Source organism: Virgibacillus sp. 7505 (assembly GCF_002272135.1).
GTDB lineage: Bacteria > Bacillota > Bacilli > Bacillales > Amphibacillaceae > Terribacillus.
In genome coordinates this window covers 265,777-291,551 of sequence record NZ_NPBF01000018.1, presented here as the reverse complement: position 1 = coordinate 291,551, position 25,775 = coordinate 265,777, and the positions used below count along the sequence as shown (strand labels likewise).

Genomic DNA, 25,775 nt, shown 5'->3' with positions numbered 1-25,775 from the left:
GGGGTTTATGCATTGAAGAAAGTGGGTTACATTCTTCTTTATGTTTGTTTGAGTGCGGTAGCAGTCTTTCAAGTGTTTCCGATATTATGGCTATTTCTCTTCTCATTAAAGAATAACCAAGAGATCTTTTCCAAATCTCCATTTTCGTTACCATCAGAGTTCAGATGGGAAAACTATGTAAAGGTATGGGATAGCGGTATCGGAAGTTACTTCTGGAATAGCGTTTGGATTACAGGAGTAGCAATAATTTTTACAGTATTATTAGCAAGTATGGCTGCTTTTGCGATTACCAGGATGCAATGGAAATGGAGTAAACTGGTTCTGGGGCTATTTATGGTAGGTTTGATGATACCTATCCATTCTTCTATTATTCCTTTATTCAATATGTTTTTGAATGTGAATATGATAGATAATCCATGGTCAATCGTCATTACTTACACGGCTTATAATTTGCCGATTACTTTAATGATCCTATTAGGGTTCTATTATACATTGCCCCGTGAAATTGAAGAGGCGGCTATAATGGACGGCTGTTCGGTTCATCGGATATTTTTTAAGATCATCCTTCCAATGACGATTCCTGTTATTTCTACCACGGTGATAATTAACATGATTTATAACTGGAATGAGTTTGTTTTTGTGAATACATTTATAAGTTCAGATGAATACAAAACACTGACAGTCGGAATTCAAAATTTCGTCGGACAATATATGACGGATTGGGGAGCAATTGGGGCAACTCTTATCATTAGCATGCTGCCGATACTGCTTGCCTTCCTATTTTTCAGCAATAAAGTGGTAGAAGGAATTTCTTCTAGTGCAGTTAAAGGGTAACAGAGGGAAAGAGCAATCCTCTTATGGATTGCTCTTTTTACGTAGTACTCTTCTTTCTCATACTAGTAAAGGCATGAAGGCTAAGCCACATAGTGATAAATGCATAGGAACTGCCGCCAAATAGAAATGCCAAGGAAGGGAGCACGTACATGATCATTGTTAAGGAAGCGAGACAGATAAGAATTAATAAAGTATGCAAAGGATGGATCAACATGATGAGAAAGGCATTCCTGATGATTGTTCTTACACCTGAGTCGTAATGAACAAAAGTCGGAAAAAGATAGAACAATAGAAGTAATGAAAAGAGGATGAATACCAGCAATGGGATATGAGTCCATGTCAAGGATGTTGTAAGGATGCGCATATACCAAAAATCAATAACAATGATAATAGAAAGCCCTGTAACAAAAACCCCTAATCGGTTGCTTTTCCAAAATTCCCTTCTGAAATATGTCCAAAAAGAAGGGAATAAAGCAGAACCCGATTCTCCTTTTAACCAATCTCTAATGATTGTAAACATTGCGATAGTAGAAGGGAAAAAGCCAAAGATAAACCCACCGGCAATTGTAAATAGTATCCATAGAACATTCAGATATGCAAAGCGAGTGATCCATTCAAATAGTTGATATAAGGAACTGCTGAATCTATTCAATGCAATACCCTCCCTTATTCTAGTTAGTTTTAAGGTTATGAAAGCACTTACATTATAAAATAAAAAAATACTAAAGTATATGATTATCTGACGAATAATTATGAGTTGGGAAATCAGAAAAAACTTAGTTTATCGTCTAGACAAACTAAGTTTTCAGTGATATCATCAAATGGAAATGAAATAAGCAGAGAAGGGGAGGCTTAAATAACGTGAAAAAATGTAAGGGCTTACTATCATTATTGCTAATCGGTATGCTTGTAATGATTTTGTCTGCCTGTGGTCAAGATGCAGGAAATGAAAGCGCTAACAATAGTATGGGTCAAAATAACGGTGATAATGGATTAAAGATTGGCTTGTCTGTTTCCGACTTAACGCTTGAGCGTTGGCAGCACGATCGTGACTTTTTTGTGGAGAAGGCTGAAGAACTTGGTGCGGAAGTTCTTGTACAATCAGCTGATGGAGACGAAGCTAAGCAGCTTTCACAGATTCAAAATATGCTGTCTCAAGATATTGATGCACTTGTAATCATTGCAATCAATTCAGACTCTCTTTCCACAGTTGTTGATCAGGCTAAAGCAGAAGGAATCTCTGTACTTTCTTATGATCGATTAATTAATGGTACTGATATAGATGCGTATGTCTCTTTTGATAATGTACGTGTAGGAGAAATGCAGGCAGAATATCTGGTGGAACAGGTTCCAACAGGTAAGTACTTCTTAATGGGAGGTTCTCCTACTGACAATAATGCCAAGTTATTCAGAGAAGGTCAGATGAATATCCTGCAGCCGTTAGTTGATAGTGGGGAGATTGAAGTTGTAGGTGACCAATGGGCTAAGAACTGGGATGCCAATGAAGCTCTAAAAATCATGGAGAACGCATTGACTGCTAATAAAAATGAAATAGACGCTGTTGTCGCTTCCAATGACAGTACTGCTGGTGGTGCGATTCAGGCACTTGAAGCTCAGGGACTGGACGGTAAAGTTGCCATATCGGGTCAGGATGCCGATCTAGCTGGAGTACAGCGAATTGCAGAAGGTACACAAACAATGACTATCTATAAGCCTATTAAAGAGATAGCAACAAAGAGTGCTGAAGTAGCAGTGCAGCTTGCAAAGGGAGAAGAAGTAACAGCTGATTCCAGCATTAATAATGGAACAAAGGATGTGCCATTCATCAAACTAGATCCAATTCAAGTAAATAAAGATAACTTGGTAGAAACTGTTATCAATGATGGATTCCACACATTTGATGATGTGTACAAAAACGTCCCGGAAAGTGAGCGACCAGCATCTCCATAATAAAACACGTGAGTTATCTGTATCATATCTGAGAAGTTCAGATCGATGGTAAGGGGGATTCTGCTGCTGTATAGGTAACTCTTGCTGGCATCCCAATAAAACAACTGACTTAAGGAGATGACACCAGGCATGTTTGCACTTGAAATGAAAGGTATTACAAAAGAGTTCCCAGGTGTACGTGCTTTAGATAATATAACATTTTCCGTAAGAAAAGGAGAAATACATGCACTGTGCGGTGAAAACGGCGCTGGAAAATCCACATTAATGAAAATACTCAGCGGAGTCTATCCACACAATAGTTATAGTGGACAAATCTATATTAATGGAAAGGAGGCAGAGTTTAAGTCAATTAAAGAATCTCAGGAAGCTGGGGTAGGGATTATTTATCAGGAGCTAGCACTAGTGGAGGAGATGTCGGTAGCAGAAAATCTGTTTCTTAGCCATGATCTAATGCGACAAAAAATCGTTAATTGGAACAAAATTTACTCTGAAGCTAAAAAAAAGCTAGCAGAAATCGGTCTGAATATAGATCCTCAGGTTAAAGTAGGTGACTTGACTGTAGGAAAACAACAGTTAGTGGAAATTGCAAAAGCATTAACAAAGAAAACAGAGATATTGATTCTTGACGAACCGACGGCTGCACTAACAGAAAGTGATGTAAAGGTATTGATCAATTTACTGAATGACTTACGGGACCAAGGAGTTACTTGTATCTACATTTCTCACAAACTGGGAGAGGTTTTAGAGTTAGCTGATACCGTAACCATTCTACGTGATGGAAAAACTATTAGTACAGAACTGATTAAGGATATGACAGAACAAAAAATTGTATCCAAGATGGTTGGTCGTGACTTAACAGAGCTTTTTCCTTATGAGCCGCATGCAATTGGAAGAGATAATGTTTTGGAAGTCATAGATTACTCTTTTTCAGATGAATCAGGGAAAAAATTGATCTCAGATGTGTCTTTTCGCCTTCGAAGAGGAGAGATTCTAGGGTTTTCGGGTTTAATGGGGGCTGGACGTTCGGAATTGTTCGTTAGCTTGTTTGGAGGTTTGAAAGGTAAGAAGAAGGGATCTATCCTAATAGAAGGGGCAAAGAAAAATATTACCCAACCTTCTAATGCCATTAAGCACGGAATGGCCTACGTATCAGAAGACCGGAAGCGATATGGGCTTGTATTGGGTATGGAAATTACAAAGAACACAACGCTTGCTGCTCTTAATAAAGTAATGAAGTTTAAAGTGATCGATGCAGCATTGGAAGTCAAAAATGCAACCATGGTAACTGATAAAATGAAATTGAAAGCTCCTAATCTAGAAGCGAAGGTTGGCCAGTTAAGCGGCGGCAATCAGCAAAAAGTAGTACTAAGTAAATGGCTAATGAACAATCCAAAGATACTTATTCTTGATGAGCCTACCAGAGGGATAGATGTCGGAGCTAAGTATGAAATCTATAAAATTATCAATGAACTCGCCAAGGAAGGAGTCGGTATCGTCATTATTTCTTCAGAACTCCCTGAAGTAATGGGTATGTCTGATCGAATTATCGTTATGTCTGAAGGGAAAATCACAGGTGAATTCCTACGGGCCGATGCCAATCAAGAGAAAATCATGACTTGTGCCACAGGAGGGAAGCAAAATGAACAGTCCACTTCCATCGGCTAAAGGTGAATCAGGAAAACAACCTAAATTAACTTTTAAGTTGGACTTACAAGCATACACACTCATTATTGCATTAGTATTGATTGCTGTGATTTTTAGTATCTTCACCGGTGGGGAGTTTCTATCATCAAGAAATATTTCCAATTTATTCACGCAAATGTCAGTGATAGCTGTACTGGCAATAGGAATGACATTGATTATAGTAGCAGGTCATATTGACTTGTCGGTTGGATCTTTGGTCGGATTGCTTGGCGGGATTGCCGCTATATTGCAGGTCTGGCACGGATGGGGAACAATACCTGTCATAATTGTGACTGTGATTGCCGGAGCATTGCTAGGTTTATGGCAAGGATGGTGGGTTGCATATCGGGCAGTGCCTGCTTTTATTGTAACTTTGGGTGGAATGCTGGTTTTTAGAGGAATACTGATTGGAATTAGTAAAGGGCAAACGGTTGCTCCTATGAATGAAAGTTTTAAACAAATAGGAAACAGCTATCTCCCATATGTATTAGGATACATCCTTGCGATGATCAGTATTGCATTGTTAATCTATGGTACTTACAGAAACCGTTTTAAACGGAAGCAGTTAGGATTAGTGATTCCTGCAGGCATCATAGATTATGGAAAAGTATCGTTATATTCCTTTTTTATTCTTCTTGCCACCTATATGTTAAATCGCTACTTAGGAATACCTGTCCCTATCTTCATCGTAATCGTACTGGCAGCGATTTTCATCTTTATATCAAACAAAACGGCATTCGGTCGTTACGTGTATGCTATTGGTGGAAATCAGGAAGCTGCTGCACTATCAGGTATCAATATTAAATGGAATACACTTTGGGTATTCATCACGATGGGAGCTTTGGCGGGCATAGGTGGGATTTTGCTGACAAGCAGATTGAATGCAGCAACTGTCAGTGCAGGTGATATGTATGAATTGGATGCTATTGCTGCCTGTGTCATTGGAGGAACAAGCCTTATGGGAGGAAAGGGAAGAATCACTGGAGCTTTGATTGGTGCTCTGATAATGGCTAGTATCGATAATGGCATGAGCATTATGAATATAGAGGCGTTTTGGCAATATATCGTGAAGGGTCTCATTCTCATTCTGGCAGTTTGGGTGGATATATCAAGTAAAAAATAATAGGAGGCAATAAAGATGGCTTATTTTGAAAACGTTAACAAAATTGTATACGAAGGTGCTGCATCTACTAATCCTTTAGCGTTTAAGTTTTATGATCCTGAGGAAAGAATTGCTGGCAAGACGATGGAAGAGATACTTCGGTTTGGTGTTGCATATTGGCATACCATGACGATGGATGGCACAGATCCATTTGGAGACGGCAATATGCAGCGGCCGTGGGATAAGTTTTCCGGCATGGACTTGGCTAAGGCTCGTGTTGAAGCTGCATTTGAGTTCTTTGAAAAACTGAATGTACCATTCTTTTGTTTTCATGACGTAGATATTGCACCTGAAGGAAATTCACTTGCTGAAACGTATCAAAATCTGGATTCAATTGTTTCCATGATAAAGGAATATATGAATACTAGTAAAACAAAGCTTCTGTGGAATACAGCGAATATGTTCACACATCCACGCTTTGTTCATGGAGCAGCAACAGCTGTTAATGCGGATGTGTATGCTTATTCCGCTGCCAAGGTGAAGAAGGGGCTTGAAGTTGCGAAGGACCTAGGAGCAGAGAATTATGTGTTCTGGGGTGGACGTGAAGGTTATGAAACGCTATTGAATACAGACATGAAGCTTGAGCAGGACAATCTTGGGCGCTTCTTCCATATGGCTGTCAATTATGCGAAAGAAATTGGTTTTACAGGACAATTTTTGATTGAACCGAAACCAAAAGAGCCAACCAAACATCAATATGATTTTGATGTAGCCACTGGCTTAGCTTTCCTTCAAAATTATGATCTACAGGATCATTTTAAATTTAATATCGAAGCAAATCACGCCACATTGGCAGGTCATACATTTGAACATGAACTGCGGGTGGCGCGCATTAATGGATTGTTGGGTTCTGTTGATGCAAACCAAGGTGATTCATTGCTTGGTTGGGATACAGATGAATTTCCAACAGATTTATATACTACTACGTTAGCGATGTATGAGATCTTGCAAAACGGCGGGCTTGGTAAAGGTGGATTAAACTTTGATGCGAAGGTACGACGTGGTTCATTTGAAGCAGATGATCTTTTCCACGCACATATTGCTGGAATGGACAGCTTTGCAATTGGTTTAAAAACAGCGCAAAAACTAATAGAAGATCGAGTTTTGGAAGATTTTATTTCATCTCGTTACAGCAGCTATGCAAGTGGAATTGGAAAACAGATAGTGGAGAACGAAACAGACTTCCATAAACTGGAGGAGTATGCACTTGGATTAGGGGAAATTTCAAATACTTCTGGTCGTACGGAACAGTTAAAAGCAACAATTAATCAATATCTACTAAACGTTCTATCTAAATAGAGCAAAAATGGGGATATACCAGATGATTTGTAGCTTGACTCTGGTATATCCTATTATGTCGTAAAGGGGGAGCAGGCTTGAAATATGTTATTGGAATTGATTTAGGTACTAGTGCCGTCAAAACGCTGCTAGTTAATAAATCAGGGAAAGTTTGTCTGGAACAAACAATTGCTTATCCGTTAATTCAACGTAAGTCTGGTTATAGTGAGCAGGATCCGGAGGAGTGGGTTAGTAAGACGGTCAATGCTTTGAAAGGGCTCTTTAGTAAATTTGATGGAAATATAGAAGACATCGAAGGTATCAGTTTTTCCGGTCAAATGCATGGACTTGTTTTACTTGACCAAGAAGGAAATGTTCTTCGCGATGCCATATTATGGAACGATACGCGTACTACTAAGCAATGTCAGGAAATTTATAATAAAGTAGGCAGGGAGAAATTGCTGACTGTAACTAAAAACCCAGCTCTTGAGGGATTCACTCTGCCAAAATTATTATGGGTGAAAGAAAATGAACCTGAATTGTTCAAGAACGCATCGACTTTCGTGCTTCCCAAAGATTATCTGCGTTATCGTATGACAGGACATCTCGCTACTGATTATTCAGATGCTGCTGGAACACTTTTATTGAATATAAAAGAAAAGAAATGGAGTATCGAAATTTGTGACGATATAGGTATTGCTTCTTCTTTATGTCCTCCGCTTGTAGAATCACATGAATGCATAGGGACATTAACACCCTCCTTTGCTTTTGAATCAGGTTTATCCCAATCAACCAGAGTATTTGCAGGAGGGGCAGATAACGCTTGCGGGGCAATTGGCTCTGGTATCTTAAAAAGAGGAGAAACCTTATGCTCTATTGGGACTTCTGGTGTTATTTTGTCTTATGAAGACAACTCTGATTCGGATTTTGAAGGAAGGGTACATTATTTTAACCACGGAAAAAAGGACTCATTCTATACGATGGGCGTTACTTTGTCAGCAGGTTACAGTCTAACCTGGTTTAAAGAGGTATTCGCTAGGGAGTATAACTTTGAAGATTTACTTGATGGTATTGATACTGTTCCAGCAGGTTCCAATGGTTTAGTTTTTACACCTTATCTTACTGGTGAGAGGACTCCTTATGCTGATTCGGTTATACGAGGTAGTTTTATTGGAATGGACGCTTCTCATAATATAAAGGATTTTGTAAGGGCAATCCTGGAAGGAATCACCTTTTCACTTAATGAATCAATCCATATATTCCGGGAAAATGGCAATGTTATTGATACTATTATCTCGATTGGCGGCGGTGCAAAAAATGATGAATGGTTACAAATGCAAGCGGATATTTTTGATGCTAATATTGTCCGTTTAAAGAGTGAACAAGGTCCTGGTGTCGGCGCAGCAATGCTTGCAGCTGTAGGAGTTGAATGGTTTGCGACACTCGAGGAATGTGCCGAGGTATTCATTGAAAGAATAAAGGAATTCAAACCGAAAGAGGCTAATGTTCAAAAATACCAAAAGCTGTTCAGTATTTACCAGCAAGTTTATTCCAAAACTAAGAGTTTAAATTTAGAATTAAAAGCCTATAGAACATAACTGGACTTCTCTAACGTGTATTGGCCAAGTCTATTGTAGACTTGGCCTTTTTAATCCTTTTATCAACTACTTCTTTTGCTTAACAAATGGATACCAGCTACTAAAGCCATGGTACCTGGTATTAAATATAGTCCGGCAAAAGCATATACTCCAGTTGCAGTAGTAAGGATTAGTAAGCATCCGCCAGTAATAATCTTTTATTATCGATGATAGAGCAAACGATAACAACGATTCCATTACTCATACTCCAAAACCCTATATTACCAAAGGTATACGAATCGTCGATAACAGCAATGATTGCGCTATTTTTGAAAATTCCATTATACCTCACATGCTTATGTTTGATCCCCTCACAAAGTATGAAACGAACGGAAATGAGAACTTGAAGTTAAACTATGCTAAATGATTAAAAGAATACATTGAATAATATACTATTATTCAACTTATCACCAGATCACTGAAGATTACACATACAAGCTACACTAGGATTGGCTGCTGTTCATTCCAATGCTTGCTTCAAATCCTGTATTAGCTCATCCGCATCGCCTTGCCCAACAGATATCCGGATAAGCCCTGTGCTGGTATGCTCCTTTTTCAGCTGTTCAGCATTATTTCCGTAGTTAGGAGACATGATCAAGCTCTCAAAGGAACCCCATGATACGCCAATTTGGAATACTTTTGCTTTATTTATAACCTCTTTCACCGTCTCATAGGTAGCATTCTTAAGCGTAAAGCTTAATAATCCAGAGTATCCTGTTAGTTGTCTTTGTCCCAATTCATAGTCTGGGTGTGATGGCAGTCCAGGATAATGAACTGCCTCAACAGCTGAATGAGATTCTAAGAACTTCGCTACTTTGAGCGCATTTGCTTCATGTGTTGCCATTCGTATCGGTAAAGTTCGCAGGCTGCGTAACAGCTGGGAAGCTTCTTGAGGAGGCATTATTCCTCCAAATAAAATAAATTCATCGGTGAACAGTTTACTTATAATCTGCTTATTCGATATAACGGCTCCTCCCATTAAATCGCTGTGTCCACCTAAATACTTCGATGTCGAATGTACTACGATGTCAATGCCGTGTGTTAAAGGTTTTTGAAAGAGCGGTGTTGCCCAGGTGTTGTCAATAATCGTTCGAATTCCTTTGTTTTTGGCCAAGCTGGCAAGCGCCTTTAAATCAACCAGCCTGAAATTATGATCAGTCGGGCATTCTAAATAGATTACTTTTGTAGTAGGCAGCAATGCTTGTTCAATGGCGGCAATGTCTGTGGAATATATAACAGAGTGCGATACATTGAACTTTTCCATATATGTAAGGAAATCCATAGAAGAGAAGTAGACATTGCTGATACACAATACATGATCACCGCTTTTAAGACTGTTAAGTAATGCAGCACTAATGGCAGCCATTCCCGATGCTAAGCATTTACAAGCTTCACCGCGTTCCAGTTCAGCTAGTTTCCGCTCTGCTATATGCACGGTAGGGTTAGTTCCACGTGTATAAACAAAATGATCTTGTTCCCTCGACACTGCGTTTCCCAATTCTTCAAAGGTCGGGTAAACGAACAGGGTGTTACCAAATGTCGGTGGAATAACTGCACCATTATAGATTTCCGGGTCCTCGCCATAATGCATGCATATTTCGATATCCTTCAATCTTTCCTCATTATTTGCCATTGATTACTCTCCTAGAGTTTGTCTAGTTTTCATTATGTGGATTTTATTATTTTTCATACTTTTTAAGTTGATTCCTTTTCTTTTGGTATAATGGGTTTTTAACAAGAATACAGGCTTAAAGAAAGGCTTAAAGCATGGAAAATCGAAGTATCGAAACAAATGAATATTTATATGTATATACAAAGGGTCTGGAGGAAGGTTCACTCTGCAGACTAGAGCAAAGAGAGCTTTTTGGACAAGAATCAGACAATCTTATCAAAAGTACAACTATGATTGAACCAAGCAGAAGTCCGTTTATTAAAGGAAGACTTACCATTCTTTATTCTGGGGATTCAGTTGAAGAGATCAGCAAACGAGTAAACCAGATAGAGCTTGGTAATAAGACGTTCAAGGTGCTTTATATTAAAGTAAATGACCTGCCTAGCGACCGGAAAATAGAATTTGAAGAACAGCGGGCAATCGAGAAGAAAGTCGGGTGGAATATCATGGGCAAGGCAGAAATGCGAAACCCTGATGTTCTGTTTGGAATTATTCCTTTTGAAGGACGCTGGTATTTCGGCAGTTATGCCGAGAGTGAATCAGTCTGGCTGCATCATGCTAAAAAGCCGCAGGAGTACTCGACAGCTCTAAGTACACGTCTAGCCAGAGCGGTTGTGAATATTGCAGTTCCAGACCCGGCAGATGTTAGTGTGATCGATCCTTGCTGTGGAATCGGCACAGTCCTGGTGGAAGCACTCTCGATGGGGATAACCATAACTGGAGCGGATCGCAATCCTCTTGCGGTTAAGGGAGCTCGGGAAAATATTGCCCACTTTGACTATCATGGGGAAGTGGCAGTTCAAGATATTGCCGAGCAAGAAGGGCACTATGACGTCGCGATTATTGATATGCCATATAATCTTTATTCCCGTGCAACAGCGGAAGAACAGTACACCATCATTAAGCATGCCAGAAGGATTGCCGACAGAGTGGTCATTCTAACTATTGAAGATATGGACGAGATGATTTTGAAAGCAGGCTTTACGATCATGGATCGATGTGTTGCTAATAAGGGATTGAAGGCATTGTTTTCCAGGCAGGTAGTAGTGTGTGAATGAAGCTTTTTGCGTTGAGATACTTAATTATTAGCTGCTTCTATCATTATTTTATAAAACCAGTAAAACTAATGGAATTATGCTCCAATTTTACTGGAGAGGTAAAATTGAAAGCGAATACAAACGGAGGGGGAGCGCAATAGTTACTGGATCAGGTAATAGAAATGCATCTACAGATAAATTTATAGAAAAATGGTTCGAGATTAAGCACTTCTATTATGGAATACATGAATGAATTAGTGAAAGGAACCGCTGCAGACTTAAGACTAGATGGACAAAAAATAGAATTATAAAAGGAGCTGACTTAAATGAAGAGAATTTCACTTCGTATGGTGAGAGAAGATTTGGTGGATATCCCGCAGTACGCGCTTCCAGATGGATTTCGTATTAGATTATTTGAGAAAGGTGACGAGCATCATTGGGCACGTGTGGAAGCAAGTGTAGATGAATTTGAAAATCAAGACTCTGCACTAGAGCACTTTCATAAAGAATTTGGACCATATATTAATGAAATGATGAATAGATGTGTGTTCATCGAGAATGAGCATGGAGAAGTGATTGGAACAACAACGGCATGGTATGGCAACTTAAAGGACGATGGAGAAGTATTAGGGAGAATTCATTGGGTGGGAATTCTTCCTGCATACCAAGGAAAAAAACTATCCAAACCTTTACTAAGTGCAGCTATGAATATCTTGGCCAACTATCATTCAAAGGCCTACCTTACTTCGCAAACAACAAGTTACCAAGCGGTTAATATGTACTTGAATTATGGATTTAGACCCTATATAACAGGACCGAGCTGTCATGAAGCCTGGTCCTTGTTAGAGGATACTTTAGAACGAAAAATAGTAGAGTAAGTCAATTCCATTCCATGATTTGGCAAGAGGGAGATATGACTGTAAATCAAATATGTGAAATTACAAATGTGGCTAGGGCTACCTTTTATAGAAAGCTAACGGCAAGGAACAGTTGATGAGTTATACCAAAAATCGGAAATAAAGAAACTAAATTTCATAGACAGGTGGAATCATATGCCTAAAATTGACAATATGTTAGCAATTCTATGGATGCTTCGTTCAGGTGAAAAAATTACAGCAAAACAAATCTCAGAAAAGTTAGAGATGAATATAAGGAGCGTGTATCGTTATATTGACACATTATCTACAAGTGGCGTACCTATAATTTCAGAACCAGGACATAACGGGGGATACACTTTATTGAACAATTTTATTGAGGCGCCTCTTTATTTTGATTTTGAGGAGCAAACTTCACTATTTCACGCTGCTGTTTTTGCAGAAGAAGCCGGATACTATGGAGGTGAAGCACTAAATAGGGCCATTTCAAAACTAAGTAAATACTCTAATCAAGAGCAGGAAACAAAGATAAACCAACATTTAACTAGTCTTGAAGTAATAAGCCGATTAAGCTCTCTCTCTATGGAATCTTTATTGAAGGAGTTGGAGCAGGCCTTAACTGACGGGTATTCAGTAAAAATTCTTTACCATAAAAGTGGCGAAAAGCAATTAAATCATAGATTAGTCGATCCGTACAGAATTATCTATTGGAATAATAAGTGGTATGTGATTGGATTTTGTCATCTTAGGAATGAAATTCGTAGTTTTAGAGTAGATCGAATTGAAAATCTAATGCGAACCGAAAATAACTTTAATCAGCCAGAAAATTTCTCGGCACGTGACTTTTTTATGAAAAATCTTCTTCCAACTATAGAAGATAAGGAGGGGATTATTTCTTTGGTTATTAACGGGGAAAAAAGTGTATTGGATGATATTTGCCAACATTGGTTTTTAGGACATTATTTACAAGAACGGACTTCAAATAAAGCAGTATTTTTTCTTGAAAAAGATTTGATACATACATATATACCTTATTTACTTTTACCGTACAATAAATCTATTAAAGTTATGGAGCCTATAAGTCTTAAGAAAAGACTAATTGAAGTTCTGTCGGAATTAATAAAATTTCATCAAGTATGATACTACCCTGACGCTAACTGTCAGGGTAGTTTTATTATAATAGCTGTATCAATTGTGATTGGAGAGTATGGGATGCAAACAAAAAAAGTTTTTCTATATGTATTTAATACCATGTCGGACTGGGAATATGGATATTTAATTGCTGAACTAAACTCAGGAAGATATTTCAGAAAAGATTTAGCGCCTCTTAAAGTAATGACAGTGGGAGCTAATAAGGAAATGATTACTACTATGGGAGGACTGAGCATAAAACCAGATATTTCCCTTGATGAATGCACTTTTGAGAGTAAAGATCTTTTAATTTTACCAGGAGGTACTACTTGGAGTGAAAAAACTCATCAACCTATCTTGGAAAGAATTGGCCAAGCTTTGAAGCTTGGCACTATTGTTGCTGCAATTTGTGGTGCAACTGAGGGCCTCGCGAATATGGGATACCTAGATACTAGAAAGCATACAAGTAATAACTTAGAATATACTAAAATGGTATGTCCTAACTATAAAGGAGAAAAGCTCTATGAGTTGGGATCTGCGGTATCTGATGCGAATTTAGTTACTGCATCAGGAACTGCTCCTCTGGAGTTTGCAATGGAGGTACTGAAAATAATAGATGTATTTGCATCAGATACATTACATTCATGGTATAACCTAAATAAGACTCATAATCCTGAATACTTCTTCCAGTTAATGAATTCAATAAATAAATGAAGTAACTGAAAAGCTCAATTTTCTTATTTGATTTGTAGAGAAGTTGAGCTTTTTAATTTGGAATTTCCTTATCGCGGTAAATTCGCATTTCCTGACGCTACCCCAAAAGTATTTTTGCGTTACTGAGCGAATATCTTGTATGCTTCCCATCACTTTCCCTAAAATAAATAGAAGAAGAGCAGAGAAGAGGTGGGCGCATGAAGCTTAGCGTACTAGATCAGGCACCGATCAGGAGAGGTTCAACGCCTGAGGAGGCATTGCAGGAAAGCGTGGAATTGGCTCTGCATGCTGAAAGATTAGGTTATGAGCGATACTGGTTTGCGGAGCATCATAATACAAATGGTTTAGTGAGCGTCGCACCTGAAATCATGGCTACGAGGATTGCCAGTGCGACAAATACAATAAAAGTAGGGACAGGCGGCGTGCTGCTGCCGCAGTACAGCCCACTGAAAGTGGCGGAAACATTTCATACAATAGCTGGACTTTTTCCAGGTCGAGTGGATCTTGGAGTTGGGCGTTCGCCTGGCGGAACGGAACAGACCCGGAGTGCTTTAGCAGACGGAGCAGAAAGCGGGATGGGCGAATTCCCGAGAAAGCTTGCGGAGCTGCAAGGTTTCCTTTATAATGCCCTCCCACGCGAGCATCCTTATCGTTCGGTAAAAGCTTCCCCGCGTGTCAGCGAGCCGGCACCATTATGGGTGCTTGGTTTGTCAGAGGGAAGTGCCAAGCGAGCAGGTGAATTGGGTATCGGCTATGTGTTCGGCCATTTCATCAGTCCTGCTAAACCGAATGCTATGCCTGTATATAAGGAAGCATTCCGTCCGTCTGTCACGAGGGAAAAGCCATATGGCATCGTTTGTATATTTGTCGTATGTGCTGAAACAGAAGAAAAGGCGGACAGTTAGCCGAGAGTCAGGATCATTGGCTGCTGAGTGTCGGAAAAGGACGAGATACACAAGTACCATCTCCGGAACTCATTAACAAACGCCAGCTGACAGAAGAGGATAAAGAAACAATCCAGCAAAACCGCAAGCGTTGTGTCATCGGAACTCCAGAAAAGGTAAGGAAGGAACTTGAAAGGCTTAAAAAGCAATATGAGGCAGATGAGTTCATGTTGATTACAAATATCTACGATAAAGAAGCCAAATGGAAATCATATGAACTTATAAAACAAGAGGTAGACCATAATATTATTATGTAAACTAATTGTTTTAAACAAGGAGCGAATAACTCGCTCCTTTTATTTGTTCCAATGTTCCTCTATGAATTCATCACGTCCGGATTTAGCACGGTCTTCCTCGTAAGCTTCTTTTTCTTTCTTATAGAAGTCCTGATGATAGTCCTCAGCAGGGTAGAAAACAGCTGCCGGCAAAATTTCCGTTACGATCGGCTGCTTGAACTTGCCGCTTTCTTCAAGTGCTTTCTTCGAGAATTGGGCTAGTTCTTCCTGTACGTCATCGTGATAGAAGATAGCTGTACGGTATTGGTCACCGCGATCTTGGAACTGTCCGCCTGCATCGGTAGGGTCGATTTGCGGCCAATATAGGTCCAGTATTTGTTGATATGTTATTTTTGTAGGATCATACGTAATTTCAACAGCTTCATAATGTCCTGTCGTACCTGTTTTCACTTGTTCGTATGTCGGATTTTCGACGTGTCCGCCTGTATAACCGGAGATGACGGATTCGACACCATCCCATTGATCAAAAGGCTTCACCATACACCAGAAGCATCCTCCTGCGAATGTAGCTTTGGCAAAGTTTGTTGTCATAGTTAATAGCTCCTCCCTGGTGCAATATGACTTATTTTACCCTATATATAAAACTTGTACTAGTATGTTAAACTATAAGGATGAAAGAAAAAAGGAGACAGTGAAACTTGTTATGAAAAATCATATTTTACTAATAGATGGCATGGCGATTTTGTTCCGCGCATTTCATGCTACTGCTTACCGAAATTATTTTATGATCAATTCAAAAGGTATGCCGACAAATGGCTTGCATGGCTTTATCCGTCATTTGGCTGCTGCTGTCGAACATTTTGAACCGACACATGTTGCTGCTTGCTGGGATATGGGTTCAAAGACATTCCGCAGCGAAATGCTGGATACGTACAAAGGGAATCGTGAGGCACCGCCTGTTGAACTGATTCCACAATTTGAAGCAGTGAAGCAGGTTGCAGCTGGATATGGTATCCCGAATATCGGATTGAAAAACTATGAAGCAGATGACTGCATCGGTACATTGGCCAGCCTTTATGCGGCAGAAGGACATCAGGTTACCGTTCTTACGGGTGATCAGGATATGCTGCAGCTCGTCCGGCCGAATATCGATGTTGCGATTATGCGAAAAGGTGAAGGCAACTACGAAATATTCCAGGAAACAAGCTTTTTCGAACAAAAGGGACTGACACCAGCGCAGATCATCGATATGAAAGGTTTGATGGGGGATAGCTCCGATAACTATCCTGGAGTCAAGGGTATTGGTGAAAAGACTGCTATCAAACTGCTGACTCAATATGAAAATATCGATAAGCTGCTTGAGAACCTGGAGGAACTTCCAGCAGGAGTACGGAAGAAAATCGAATCTGATTTGGATAACCTGCATTTGAGCAGGAAGCTTGCTGCTATCCATTGCGAGGTTCCCATCAGCTGTGAACTTGAAGATGCTGTTTGGTCCGTAGATGAGAAGCAGAAACAGGCCATGCTTGAGGAATTTGAACTGACAAAGCTAAGCCGTTTATTGCGTGCTGCTGACCAGCTGGCAAATTAAAAAGCGATTGTGCATAACGCACAGTCGCTTTTTTCATCTGAATTGCTGTAAACGGGAAAAGAATTCCCGGACAAATTCGTAGAATAACCTTTCGGACGGCGCTACTTGTCTTTCTCGCGGCATGATGACACCGACCGATCTCCTTACTTCGGGAAACGTAATTGGAATTTTCGCAGTCATCCTGGGCGTAGCATCATAGAATGTACTTTCCGGCAAAATAGTGATGCCGATGCCGGCTGCAACGAGTCCTTTTATAGCGTCCAGATCTTCACCTTCTGATGATACAGTCGGTACAAATCCAGCTTTTTTGCATCCATCCATCACAAGCTGGCGCAGTTTATAACCTTCAGGGAAAAGTACGAACTGCTCGCTCTGCAAATCCTTCAGATGCAGCTGCTCCCGTTCAGCAAATCGGTGAGCGACTGGAACGAGGGCTGAAAAGCTCTCTGTAAACAGAATTTCTCCATCAATTCGATCGTGATCCCTCGGTACAGGGCCAATAAAAGCAATATCGATATCACCGCGGGACACTTGTTCAATCAGAAATTGATACGTTCCTTGGCGTAGCTGGAACTGGATATTCGGATAAGCTTCTTTGAATGAATAGATAACTGTCGGCAAAAGCTGCCCAGCCAAGCTCGTTGGAAAGCCGATTTTGATAGACCCGCGCTCCGGATCCAAATGTTCGTCTATTTGCTTTTTGGCATAATCGATTGCTTGCATAGCTGTTTCAATATGAGAGAGGAAGGTGCGTCCGATTTTAGTCAGTTTGACATTTCTGCCTTCCCGTTCAAACAGATCCACTCCAAGTTCATCCTCTAAATTACTGATTTGGCGGCTGATGGCGGACTGAGCAACAAGTAAATATTCAGCTGCTTCAGACATATGCTCCCGCTTGGCAACCTCGATAAAATAGCGCAGTTGACGCAATTCCATGCTATAATCCTCCGATCTATCTCAAAATGAGATTGATTCTATCTAAATTATATATTGTTTCGATCAATTAGAAAACCTACAATGTTTAATAAGACAACATGTCGGTTCGAGACAGAGAGTGAGGGATTAATAATGGCATTTCATTTCCTACCAAAAGCACAAGGCTTATACCGACCGGAATTTGAGCACGACGCGTGCGGAATCGGTTTGTACGCGCATATGAAAGGTAAAGCCGCCCATTATATTGTCCAAAAAGGATTACAGCTGTTGTGTCAGCTGGATCACCGCGGCGGGCAAGGGAGCGATCCTGCATCAGGGGACGGAGCGGGTATCATGGTGCAGCTGCCACACCGTTATTTTTCCGAAAAGACTGAATTTTCGTTACCGGAGCCTGGTTCATACGGCGTTGCCATGATTTTCTTCAACACACAGGATGCTCAGCAGGAAGAGCTGGAAAGTAAAATCACCGCCTTTGTAGAAGCAGAAGGTCAGCACGTAATCGGCTGGCGCACGGTACCTGTCGATGACACGCACATCGGCATCATGGCGAAGGATGTAAAACCTTTCGTCCGTCAGCTTTTCGTCGGCAAAGGAGAGAACACAGAAAAAGGTCTTCCATTCGAGCGTAAGCTGTATGTCATCCGCAAACAGGCGGAAAACGAAGCGAAAGAAATGCAGCAGCATTTGTATTTTGCCAGCTTCTCCAGTGAGACGATCGTCTATAAAGGAATGCTGACTTCTGTGCAAGTGGATCAGTTCTACTTGGACTTGCAGGACCCATTATTCGAAAGTGCATTTGCACTTGTACACTCCCGTTTCAGTACAAATACATTCCCAAGCTGGGAACGGGCCCATCCAAACCGCTACCTGATTCATAATGGAGAGATCAATACACTGCAAGGGAACGTCAACTGGATGCGTGCCCGCCAAAAGCAGTTAGTATCGAAAGCATTCGGCAAAGACACAGAAAAGATCCTGCCGATTCTTGATACAGACGGAAGCGATTCTTCCATCATGGATAATGCTTTTGAGTTCTTCGTGCTTGCTGGCCGTAAACCGGCTCACGCTGCGATGATGATGATTCCTGAACCATGGGATAAGAACCCCTATATGGATAAGGAAAAACGCGCTTTTTACGCTTATCATAGCACATTGATGGAGCCATGGGATGGCCCGACAGCCATTTCATTTACGAATGGAAAACAAATTGGTGCGGTTCTTGACCGTAATGGTCTGCGTCCAGGACGATATTACGTAACGAAAGATGACCATCTCATCCTATCTTCAGAGGTAGGTGTGCTTGATGTAGAAGAAGAGAACGTCCTATTGAAAGATCGTCTTAGCCCTGGCAAGATGCTTCTACTGGATATGGAGCAAGGCCGTTTGATTCCTGATGAGGAAATAAAGCAGGAAATGGCAGCAGAAGCACCTTATCAGCAGTGGCTGGATGAGAACATTGTGGAACTCCATGATCAGACTGTTTCTGACGATAGCGCTGTTGAAGACCTTATTACAAAACAAAAAGCTTTCGGTTACACATATGAAGATGTGCAGAAGTATATTGTTCCGCTTGTATCAGAAGGCAAAGACCCAATCGGGGCTATGGGGAATGACACACCGTTAGCCGTGCTGTCTGACCGCCCGCAATCATTGTTCTTTTATTTCAAGCAGCTGTTTGCTCAGGTAACGAACCCGCCGATTGATGCTTATCGGGAACAAATCGTTACAAGCACGCTATCTTATCTTGGAAAAGAAGGCAATCTGCTGCATCCGGATGAAACGAATTGCAGACGGATCAAGTTAGCTTCACCAGTTATTACGAACAATCAGCTGGAACAACTAGTTTCTGAACCAAGCGGCAATTTCAAGCTGCAGGAAATTCATACATTGTTCGGAGAAAATCTGAAGAAGAGTATGGAACGAATTTTCCAGGAAGCAGAGGATGCGATCAGCAAAGGTGTCAGTGTACTCGTGCTGACAGATCGCCTCATGTCTGATATCTATGTTCCGATCCCAACCTTGCTTGCTGTAAGCGGCTTGCATCAGCATCTTGTACGGAAAGGTCTTCGCACGAAGGTCAGTTTGATTGCATCAGCCGGAGAAGTTCGCGAAGTGCATCATGTGGCTACGCTTCTAGGTTATGGTGCTGATGCTATTCATCCATATTTAGCATACGCAACCCTGAAGGAAAGCATTGATAATGGCGATATCGCGCTGACTTATCCGGAAGCCGTCAGACAATATGCAGCAGCAATGACTGAGGGTGTTGTCAAGGTGATGTCCAAGATGGGCATCAGTACCGTACAAAGCTACCGCGGCGCACAAATTTTCGAAGCAGTCGGTATCAGTCATGGTGTTATTTCCAAGTACTTCACAGGAACAACCTCCCAGCTTGATGGAATCGACTTAAAGACGATAGCTGAAGAAGCGAAAAAACGCCACCATGCAGCTTATAAATCAACAACCACAGCCTTGGAAACAGGCAGTGAATACCAATGGCGTAAAAACGGCGAGCATCATGCGTTCAACCCGAAAACGATCCATACGCTACAATGGGCATGCCGCCGTGATAACTATGAGCTGTTCAAGGAATACACCGAAGCTGCCGATAAAGAACGGCTCGGTTTCCTTCGTAACTTATTCGATTTCAAGAAGTCCAATCCGATTCCGCTTGAAGAAGTCGAATCGGTTGAAAGCATTGTGACACGCTTCAAGACAGGTGCTATGTCATTCGGCTCGATCAGTGAGGAAGCACATGAAGCATTGGCCATCGCAATGAACCGTCTAGGCGGAAAAAGTAATAGTGGTGAGGGTGGCGAAAACGCGAAGCGCTATAGGCTAGATGAAAACGGAGATTCACGCCGAAGTGCCATCAAGCAGATTGCTTCTGGCCGTTTCGGAGTTATGAGCTCTTATCTAGTGCAGGCAAATGAGCTTCAAATCAAAGTGGCGCAAGGTGCAAAACCTGGGGAAGGCGGACAGCTGCCAGGAAAGAAAGTGTATCCATGGGTTGCAGACGTTCGAAAATCGACTCCAGGAGTTGGTTTGATTTCTCCACCTCCGCATCATGATATCTACAGCATCGAGGATCTGGCTCAGCTCATCCACGACTTAAAAAATGCGAATAGCGATGCAAGAATCAGTGTTAAATTAGTTGCCAAAGGCGGCGTCGGCACAATTGCTGCCGGTGTAGCAAAAGGTGCCGCAGATGTCATCGTCATCAGTGGTTATGACGGCGGAACAGGAGCATCACCGAAAACTAGCATCAAGCACGCTGGTCTGCCATGGGAGATCGGATTGGCGGAAGCACACCAGACACTTATGCTGAATGGTTTGCGTGACCGTGTCCGTTTGGAGACTGACGGTAAATTGATGACTGGCCGTGATGTTGTCATGGCAGCATTGCTCGGAGCAGAGGAGTACGGATTTGCAACAGCGCCATTAGTTGTTCTTGGCTGTGTTATGATGCGTGTTTGTCATATCGACACATGTCCAGTTGGTATCGCGACGCAAAACCCTGAGCTTCGTAAGAAATTCATGGGGGACCCGGATCATGTCGTAAACTTCATGACATTCATCGCACAGGAAGTAAGAGAAATCATGGCTGAGCTTGGTTTCCGCACAATGGAGGAAATGGTCGGCCGTACAGATGTACTTGAAGTTTCGGAACGAGCACAATCGCATTGGAAAGCAGGACAGCTGGATTTAAGCAGATTGCTGCATCAGATCGATGGAGCTCGGACTTACAATACGCCGCAGAACCATAAGATCGATATCGCATTGGATACGACAGATATCCTGCCGCATCTTGAAAAAGCATTATCTGGCAAGGAGCAAGTGAATCTGGAGCTTCCAATCCGCAATATCAACCGTGTAGCCGGAACACTTGCTGGCAGTGAAATCAGCAGGAAATTTGCTGAAGCAGGGCTTCCGGAAGATACTGTTAATCTGCATTTCAATGGTTCAGCAGGCCAGAGCTTTGGTGCATTTACACCGAAGGGTATGACCTTGAAAGTTACGGGAGATGCCAATGACTATGTCGGTAAAGGTTTGTCCGGCGCGAAATTGATCGTCAAGAAACCAGCTGGATTCCAAGTATCCGCTGCTCAGCACGTTATTGCCGGTAATGTTGCATTGTATGGAGCGACTTCTGGTGAAGCATATATCAACGGTATGGCAGGTGAACGTTTTGCTGTCCGAAATAGTGGAGCAACAGCTGTTGTAGAAGGAATCGGAGAGCATGGCTGTGAATATATGACTGGCGGTAAAGTTGTCATACTTGGTGAAGTTGGCAAAAACTTTGCTGCGGGAATGTCGGGCGGAATTGCTTACATTCATACGGCTGATCGGGAAGCATTCAAACAGCTTTGCAATACAGAAATGATCGACTTTGAACAATTGTCTGATGAGAGGGAAATTGCGGAGCTTCGCAGCACGATCGAGAAGCATGCTGCTTACACAGATAGTGAAAAAGCATCCTTCATCCTGGAAAACTGGGAAGCAGAACTGGCATACTTTGTAAAAGTTATTCCAATCGATTACCGTAGCATGATGCATCAAATCGATGCACAGCGTGAACTTGGACTATCGCAGGAAGAGGCTGTCATGGAAGCATTCGTATTGAAAAACCAGCAGCCAAAACCAGTAAAAGAATCCGAGAAACCTGCAGCAGTACATTAAGAAAGAGGTGGAAGTATGGGGAAAGCAACCGGATTTATCGACTACAAAAGAGAAGAAGCAAATGAACGCGATCCAAAGACACGGACCCGGGACTGGAACGAATACGCCGCTCCTTTCTCTGATGCTACGCTGAAGACACAAGGAGCCCGCTGCATGGACTGCGGTACACCGTTCTGTCACATCGGTATGGAGATTGGCGGCGCTACATCTGGCTGTCCTATTTACAACTTGATTCCGGAATGGAACGACCTTGTGTACAAGGGGAAATGGAAAGAAGCATTAGAAAGATTGATGCTGACGAATAATTTCCCTGAATTCACTGGCCGTGTCTGCCCGGCTCCTTGTGAAGGTTCCTGTACGGTAGCAATCAGCGATCCTGCAGTTGCCATCAAGAATATAGAACGTGCAATCATCGATAAAGGCTTTGAAAATGGCTGGATTACACCGCGCATTCCACAAAAGCGTTCGGGTAAAAAGGTCGCAATTATCGGATCTGGACCTGCCGGTATGGCTAGTGCGGATCAGCTGAACCAAGCTGGGCACACAGTAACCGTATACGAGCGTGCTGATCGTGCTGGCGGATTGCTTATGTATGGTATTCCAAACATGAAGCTGGAAAAAGAAGTCGTGGAACGTCGTATCAACTTACTGCGTCAGGAAGGTATCGACTTTGTTTTGAATACAGAAATCGGCAAGGACATCCTTGCTGAAGAGCTTCGTGACCAATACGATGCTGTCATTCTTTGTACTGGAGCTCAACAGCAGCGCGATCTTGTGATCGAAGGAAGAGAATCCAAAGGTGTTCATATTGCAATGGATTATCTGACCGTTTCGACAAAAGCTCTGCTTGATGAGATACAAGCTGTTCAGCCGGAGTTCGATGCAGCTGGCAAAGATGTCATCGTTATTGGCGGCGGAGATACTGGTGCGGATTGTATCGCTACAGCTGTCCGTCAAGGCGCAAAAAGCGTTACGCAATTCGGGAAACACCCACAGCTGCCGCTTGCTCGCAGTGCTGATAACCAATGGCCGGAGTATCCACACGTATTCGGTTTGGAATATGCGCATAAAGAAGCAAAAGCGGTTTACGGGGAAGACCCGCGCCAATACTCTATCCAGACAACGAAATTCGTCAAGGATGAGCAAGGCAATCTTAAGGAATTGCATACAATCGATATGCAGAAAGTACGTAATGAGAAAGGCATGTTCGTTTACCAGGAAGTTGAAGGATCTGAGAAAGTATGGCCTGCTGAGCTTGTGTTGATCGCCATCGGCTTCGAAGGTACTGAAACGCCGTTGCTTACAGAGTTTGGTGTTAATGTAACACCAAACAAACGCGTAGAAGCAGCCTACGGAGATTATCGCACGAATGTCGATAAAGTATTCGCTGCCGGCGATGCCCGCCGCGGACAAAGTCTGATCGTTTGGGCTATCAACGAAGGCAGGGACGTTGCCAAACAGGTTGATCTTCAGCTTATGGGTGAGACTGTCTTACCTTAAATATCAAGCAGAATTTCCGTTTAACGGAGGTTCTGCTTTTATTATGCAGCCATAATGGAACGCAAGCCAGCAACTTGTCAGATCTCCTGCCAGTATTTTGGAAGAACGCCTTCAAATTATTGATATTCAACCGATATACAAGGAATGGGGGATTCATCGAGGAGGATCAGCATGTTATTGAAACGCAAAAAAGAGAGAAATGCAGAAAAAGTGGAACAAACTAATTTATCTAGAGAAGCAAACGTAACATTGAAGATTGAAGGCGAACTGAAAAAACAGCTTGATATGATTCATCTGTCAGAAGATGATTTGCGCGTTTTAACAGGATTACAGCCACTAGTATGTTCGGAGATTGAAAGTATCGTCAGCCGTTTTTATCAAAACATCACCAATCAGAACAATTTGCTCACAATCATTGAAAGCAATAGTTCCGTTGAAAGATTGAAGCAGACGCTTAAGCGGCATATACAGGAAATGTTTGATGGGAAAGTGGATGCTGATTATGTAGAGAAACGCAAACGTATCGCGTTGATTCATGCAAAAATTGGACTGGAACCAAAGTGGTATATGGGAGCTTTCCAGGATCTCCTGCAGCAGATGCTATCCATATTCGAACAGCATCTCCATGACTTCGGAGCCTACCGCTCAGCCGTACTTGCCACAACAAAGATCTTTAACATAGAACAGCAAATTGTGTTGGATGCTTATAATACAGAACATGAACGTGTACATATTGAACATATCGAGAAGCAGGATACATTATATGAAAGAATCCAAGCTACCTCCGAGAGCCTCACAAGCATATTCCTGCAGGTGAACCGAGCTGTCGAAGAGCTTGTTGCATTCTCAGCAACATTGACCCAACAGAGTAATGAAACAAAACAGACAGCAAAAGAAGTGGTGAACCATTCTGAACAAGGACAAGCGGGTCTGGCATCCCAGCAGCAGCGGATGCACCGAATCGGCGAGCAAATGGATATGGTGCAAAAGGAACTAACTGATTTGGAGGCAGCAGCTGCTAAGATAGGCAGTATTGTAGTGTTAGTGGAAGGTATTGCTGAACAGACGAACCTTCTTTCTCTTAATGCTTCGATTGAATCGGCACGGGCAGGTGAACAAGGGAAAGGGTTTGCCGTCGTAGCGAGCGAGGTCCGGAAACTGGCGGAAGAAACGAAATCATCTGTTTCCGATGTAACAGCGCTGATTCAAGATACGCATTCCCAGATTAATAATGTGAGCAAATTCATGGAGACAGCAGAGGATTTGATTGCAAATGGTACGCAACAGCTGGGGAATGTTACGACAAAGTTTGAGAATATCATGACGCATTCACATAGTAATGAACAAATAAGCAGCCGTACAGAAGAAAGCATCAAGGAATTCACTGGGGAGCTTATGGATGTGAAAGGTGCTATGCAACAGGCAGAAACCGTACTGCGCCAATTGAATGAACTTACGGAAGCATAAAGAAAACCAGCAGTCAAATGACTGCTGGTTGTTTGTCTTAAAACTGTGTTTGTTTGAATTGCTCTTTCAATGCAGAAGGTGCTTGTTTAATGGAAGAAATAACCGTCTTCGAACCTTCCGTAATCGATTGAACATTAGACTGGATTTCTTTCTGATGCTGCTGCAAAACTGTCTGCTCTTGCTTGATTGTCTGCATATCCGCTTGCATCGGTGCCATTGTCTTATTGATTTTATTCTTTGTTGCGAGCATTGATTTAACAGCTTTCATGATCATAACAGCAGCGATTGCAAGTGCGCCGATAACAATGATACCGCAGATGATCCACATGATTGTACCCGTTTCCATGCGCCGTCCCTCCTTTATGTATGTGCTTTTCTTTTCCCTTATCTTTGTTTATCCTAACATACAGAATGCAGTTTTGTTAAAATTTTAGGTTGAAACTGTTCG

At 41.8% G+C, this 25,775-nt stretch carries 18 protein-coding genes and 3 pseudogenes; 16 read left to right on the top strand and 5 right to left on the bottom strand.

All coding sequences use genetic code 11. The annotated features are described in order from the left end of the window. Window positions 1-12: 12 nt before the first annotated feature. Window positions 13-834 carry a carbohydrate ABC transporter permease gene (locus CHH91_RS07230; protein WP_095222769.1) on the top strand — a complete coding sequence of 274 codons (822 nt, stop codon included), beginning with the start codon at window positions 13-15 and terminating at the stop codon, window positions 832-834. 382 nt (window positions 835-1,216) lie between these two features. On the opposite strand, the pseudogene CHH91_RS21200 reads toward CHH91_RS07230, so the two are convergent. Next, window positions 1,217-1,486, bottom strand: a pseudogene (locus CHH91_RS21200) (YesL family protein); the annotation flags it as partial. 251 nt (window positions 1,487-1,737) lie between these two features. Between CHH91_RS21200 and xylF the strand changes: the two are divergent. The 5 genes from xylF (at window position 1,738) to xylB (ending at window position 8,505) form a co-directional block, all read left to right on the top strand. After that, window positions 1,738-2,784, top strand: a complete 1,047-nt coding sequence (gene xylF, locus CHH91_RS07220) for a D-xylose ABC transporter substrate-binding protein (protein WP_095222818.1) — start codon at window positions 1,738-1,740, stop codon at window positions 2,782-2,784. Window positions 2,785-2,913: 129 nt separating this feature from the next. Beyond that, window positions 2,914-4,449, top strand: a complete 1,536-nt coding sequence (locus CHH91_RS07215) for a xylose ABC transporter ATP-binding protein (RefSeq protein ID WP_095222767.1) — start codon at window positions 2,914-2,916, stop codon at window positions 4,447-4,449. Then, the gene (locus tag CHH91_RS07210; protein ID WP_095222766.1) at window positions 4,424-5,590 is read left to right on the top strand and encodes a sugar ABC transporter permease; all 1,167 of its coding nucleotides are present in this window, start codon (window positions 4,424-4,426) and stop codon (window positions 5,588-5,590) included. The genes CHH91_RS07215 and CHH91_RS07210 overlap by 26 nt, the downstream gene beginning before the upstream one ends. Before the next feature lie 15 nt (window positions 5,591-5,605). Further along, window positions 5,606-6,928 carry a xylose isomerase gene (gene xylA, locus CHH91_RS07205; RefSeq protein WP_095222765.1) on the top strand — a complete coding sequence of 441 codons (1,323 nt, stop codon included), beginning with the start codon at window positions 5,606-5,608 and terminating at the stop codon, window positions 6,926-6,928. Window positions 6,929-7,005: 77 nt separating this feature from the next. Next, on the top strand, window positions 7,006-8,505 hold the full coding sequence (gene xylB / locus CHH91_RS07200) for a xylulokinase (protein WP_095222764.1): 1,500 nt from the start codon (window positions 7,006-7,008) through the stop codon (window positions 8,503-8,505). A gap of 499 nt (window positions 8,506-9,004) precedes the next feature. Here xylB and CHH91_RS07195 read toward each other — a convergent pair whose 3' ends face one another. Beyond that, window positions 9,005-10,177 carry a trans-sulfuration enzyme family protein gene (locus CHH91_RS07195; RefSeq protein ID WP_095222763.1) on the bottom strand — a complete coding sequence of 391 codons (1,173 nt, stop codon included), beginning with the start codon at window positions 10,175-10,177 and terminating at the stop codon, window positions 9,005-9,007. A gap of 134 nt (window positions 10,178-10,311) precedes the next feature. Between CHH91_RS07195 and CHH91_RS07190 the strand changes: the two genes are divergently transcribed. The 6 genes and pseudogenes from CHH91_RS07190 (at window position 10,312) to CHH91_RS07165 (ending at window position 15,174) form a co-directional block, all read left to right on the top strand. Beyond that, window positions 10,312-11,274, top strand: coding sequence for a TRM11 family SAM-dependent methyltransferase (locus tag CHH91_RS07190; RefSeq protein WP_095222762.1), 963 nt, complete (start codon window positions 10,312-10,314; stop codon window positions 11,272-11,274). 305 nt (window positions 11,275-11,579) lie between these two features. Beyond that, a complete protein-coding gene (locus CHH91_RS07185; protein WP_095222761.1) occupies window positions 11,580-12,131 on the top strand; it encodes a GNAT family N-acetyltransferase in 552 nt (183 codons plus the stop codon). A gap of 26 nt (window positions 12,132-12,157) precedes the next feature. Continuing rightward, window positions 12,158-12,247: pseudogene (locus CHH91_RS07180) on the top strand (helix-turn-helix domain-containing protein); the annotation flags it as partial. 58 nt (window positions 12,248-12,305) lie between these two features. After that, on the top strand, window positions 12,306-13,268 hold the full coding sequence (locus CHH91_RS07175; protein WP_095222760.1) for a helix-turn-helix transcriptional regulator: 963 nt from the start codon (window positions 12,306-12,308) through the stop codon (window positions 13,266-13,268). 72 nt (window positions 13,269-13,340) lie between these two features. Then, window positions 13,341-13,973, top strand: coding sequence for a type 1 glutamine amidotransferase family protein (locus CHH91_RS07170; protein WP_095222759.1), 633 nt, complete (start codon window positions 13,341-13,343; stop codon window positions 13,971-13,973). Between the two features lie 197 nt (window positions 13,974-14,170). Next, window positions 14,171-15,174, top strand: a pseudogene (locus tag CHH91_RS07165) (LLM class flavin-dependent oxidoreductase). 39 nt (window positions 15,175-15,213) lie between these two features. On the opposite strand, the gene msrA reads toward CHH91_RS07165, so the two are convergent. Continuing rightward, complete coding sequence (gene msrA, locus CHH91_RS07160; RefSeq protein WP_095222758.1) at window positions 15,214-15,744, bottom strand: peptide-methionine (S)-S-oxide reductase MsrA; 531 nt, start codon at window positions 15,742-15,744, stop codon at window positions 15,214-15,216. Window positions 15,745-15,856: 112 nt separating this feature from the next. Between msrA and CHH91_RS07155 the strand changes: the two genes are divergently transcribed. Beyond that, entirely contained in the window at window positions 15,857-16,744 is an 888-nt protein-coding gene (locus CHH91_RS07155; protein ID WP_095222757.1) for a 5'-3' exonuclease, read from the top strand. Between the two features lie 33 nt (window positions 16,745-16,777). Here the strand turns inward: CHH91_RS07155 and gltC are convergent, their stop codons facing one another. Beyond that, window positions 16,778-17,680 (bottom strand): glutamate biosynthesis transcriptional regulator GltC, encoded by a 903-nt coding sequence (gene gltC / locus CHH91_RS07150; protein WP_095222756.1) that lies wholly within the window; start codon window positions 17,678-17,680, stop codon window positions 16,778-16,780. A 132-nt stretch (window positions 17,681-17,812) separates the two neighbouring features. Between gltC and gltB the strand changes: the two genes are divergently transcribed. The 3 genes from gltB to CHH91_RS07135 all read left to right on the top strand — a co-directional run bounded on the left by gltB (window position 17,813) and on the right by CHH91_RS07135 (window position 25,327). Further along, window positions 17,813-22,360 (top strand): glutamate synthase large subunit, encoded by a 4,548-nt coding sequence (gene gltB / locus CHH91_RS07145; protein WP_095222755.1) that lies wholly within the window; start codon window positions 17,813-17,815, stop codon window positions 22,358-22,360. A 15-nt stretch (window positions 22,361-22,375) separates the two neighbouring features. After that, entirely contained in the window at window positions 22,376-23,860 is a 1,485-nt protein-coding gene (gene gltD / locus CHH91_RS07140) for a glutamate synthase small subunit (protein WP_095222754.1), read from the top strand. A gap of 171 nt (window positions 23,861-24,031) precedes the next feature. Then, the gene (locus CHH91_RS07135; protein WP_176465712.1) at window positions 24,032-25,327 is read left to right on the top strand and encodes a globin-coupled sensor protein; all 1,296 of its coding nucleotides are present in this window, start codon (window positions 24,032-24,034) and stop codon (window positions 25,325-25,327) included. 37 nt (window positions 25,328-25,364) lie between these two features. Here CHH91_RS07135 and CHH91_RS07130 read toward each other — a convergent pair whose 3' ends face one another. Then, window positions 25,365-25,673 (bottom strand): DUF948 domain-containing protein, encoded by a 309-nt coding sequence (locus tag CHH91_RS07130; RefSeq protein WP_095222752.1) that lies wholly within the window; start codon window positions 25,671-25,673, stop codon window positions 25,365-25,367. Between the last annotated feature and the right edge of the window lie 102 nt (window positions 25,674-25,775).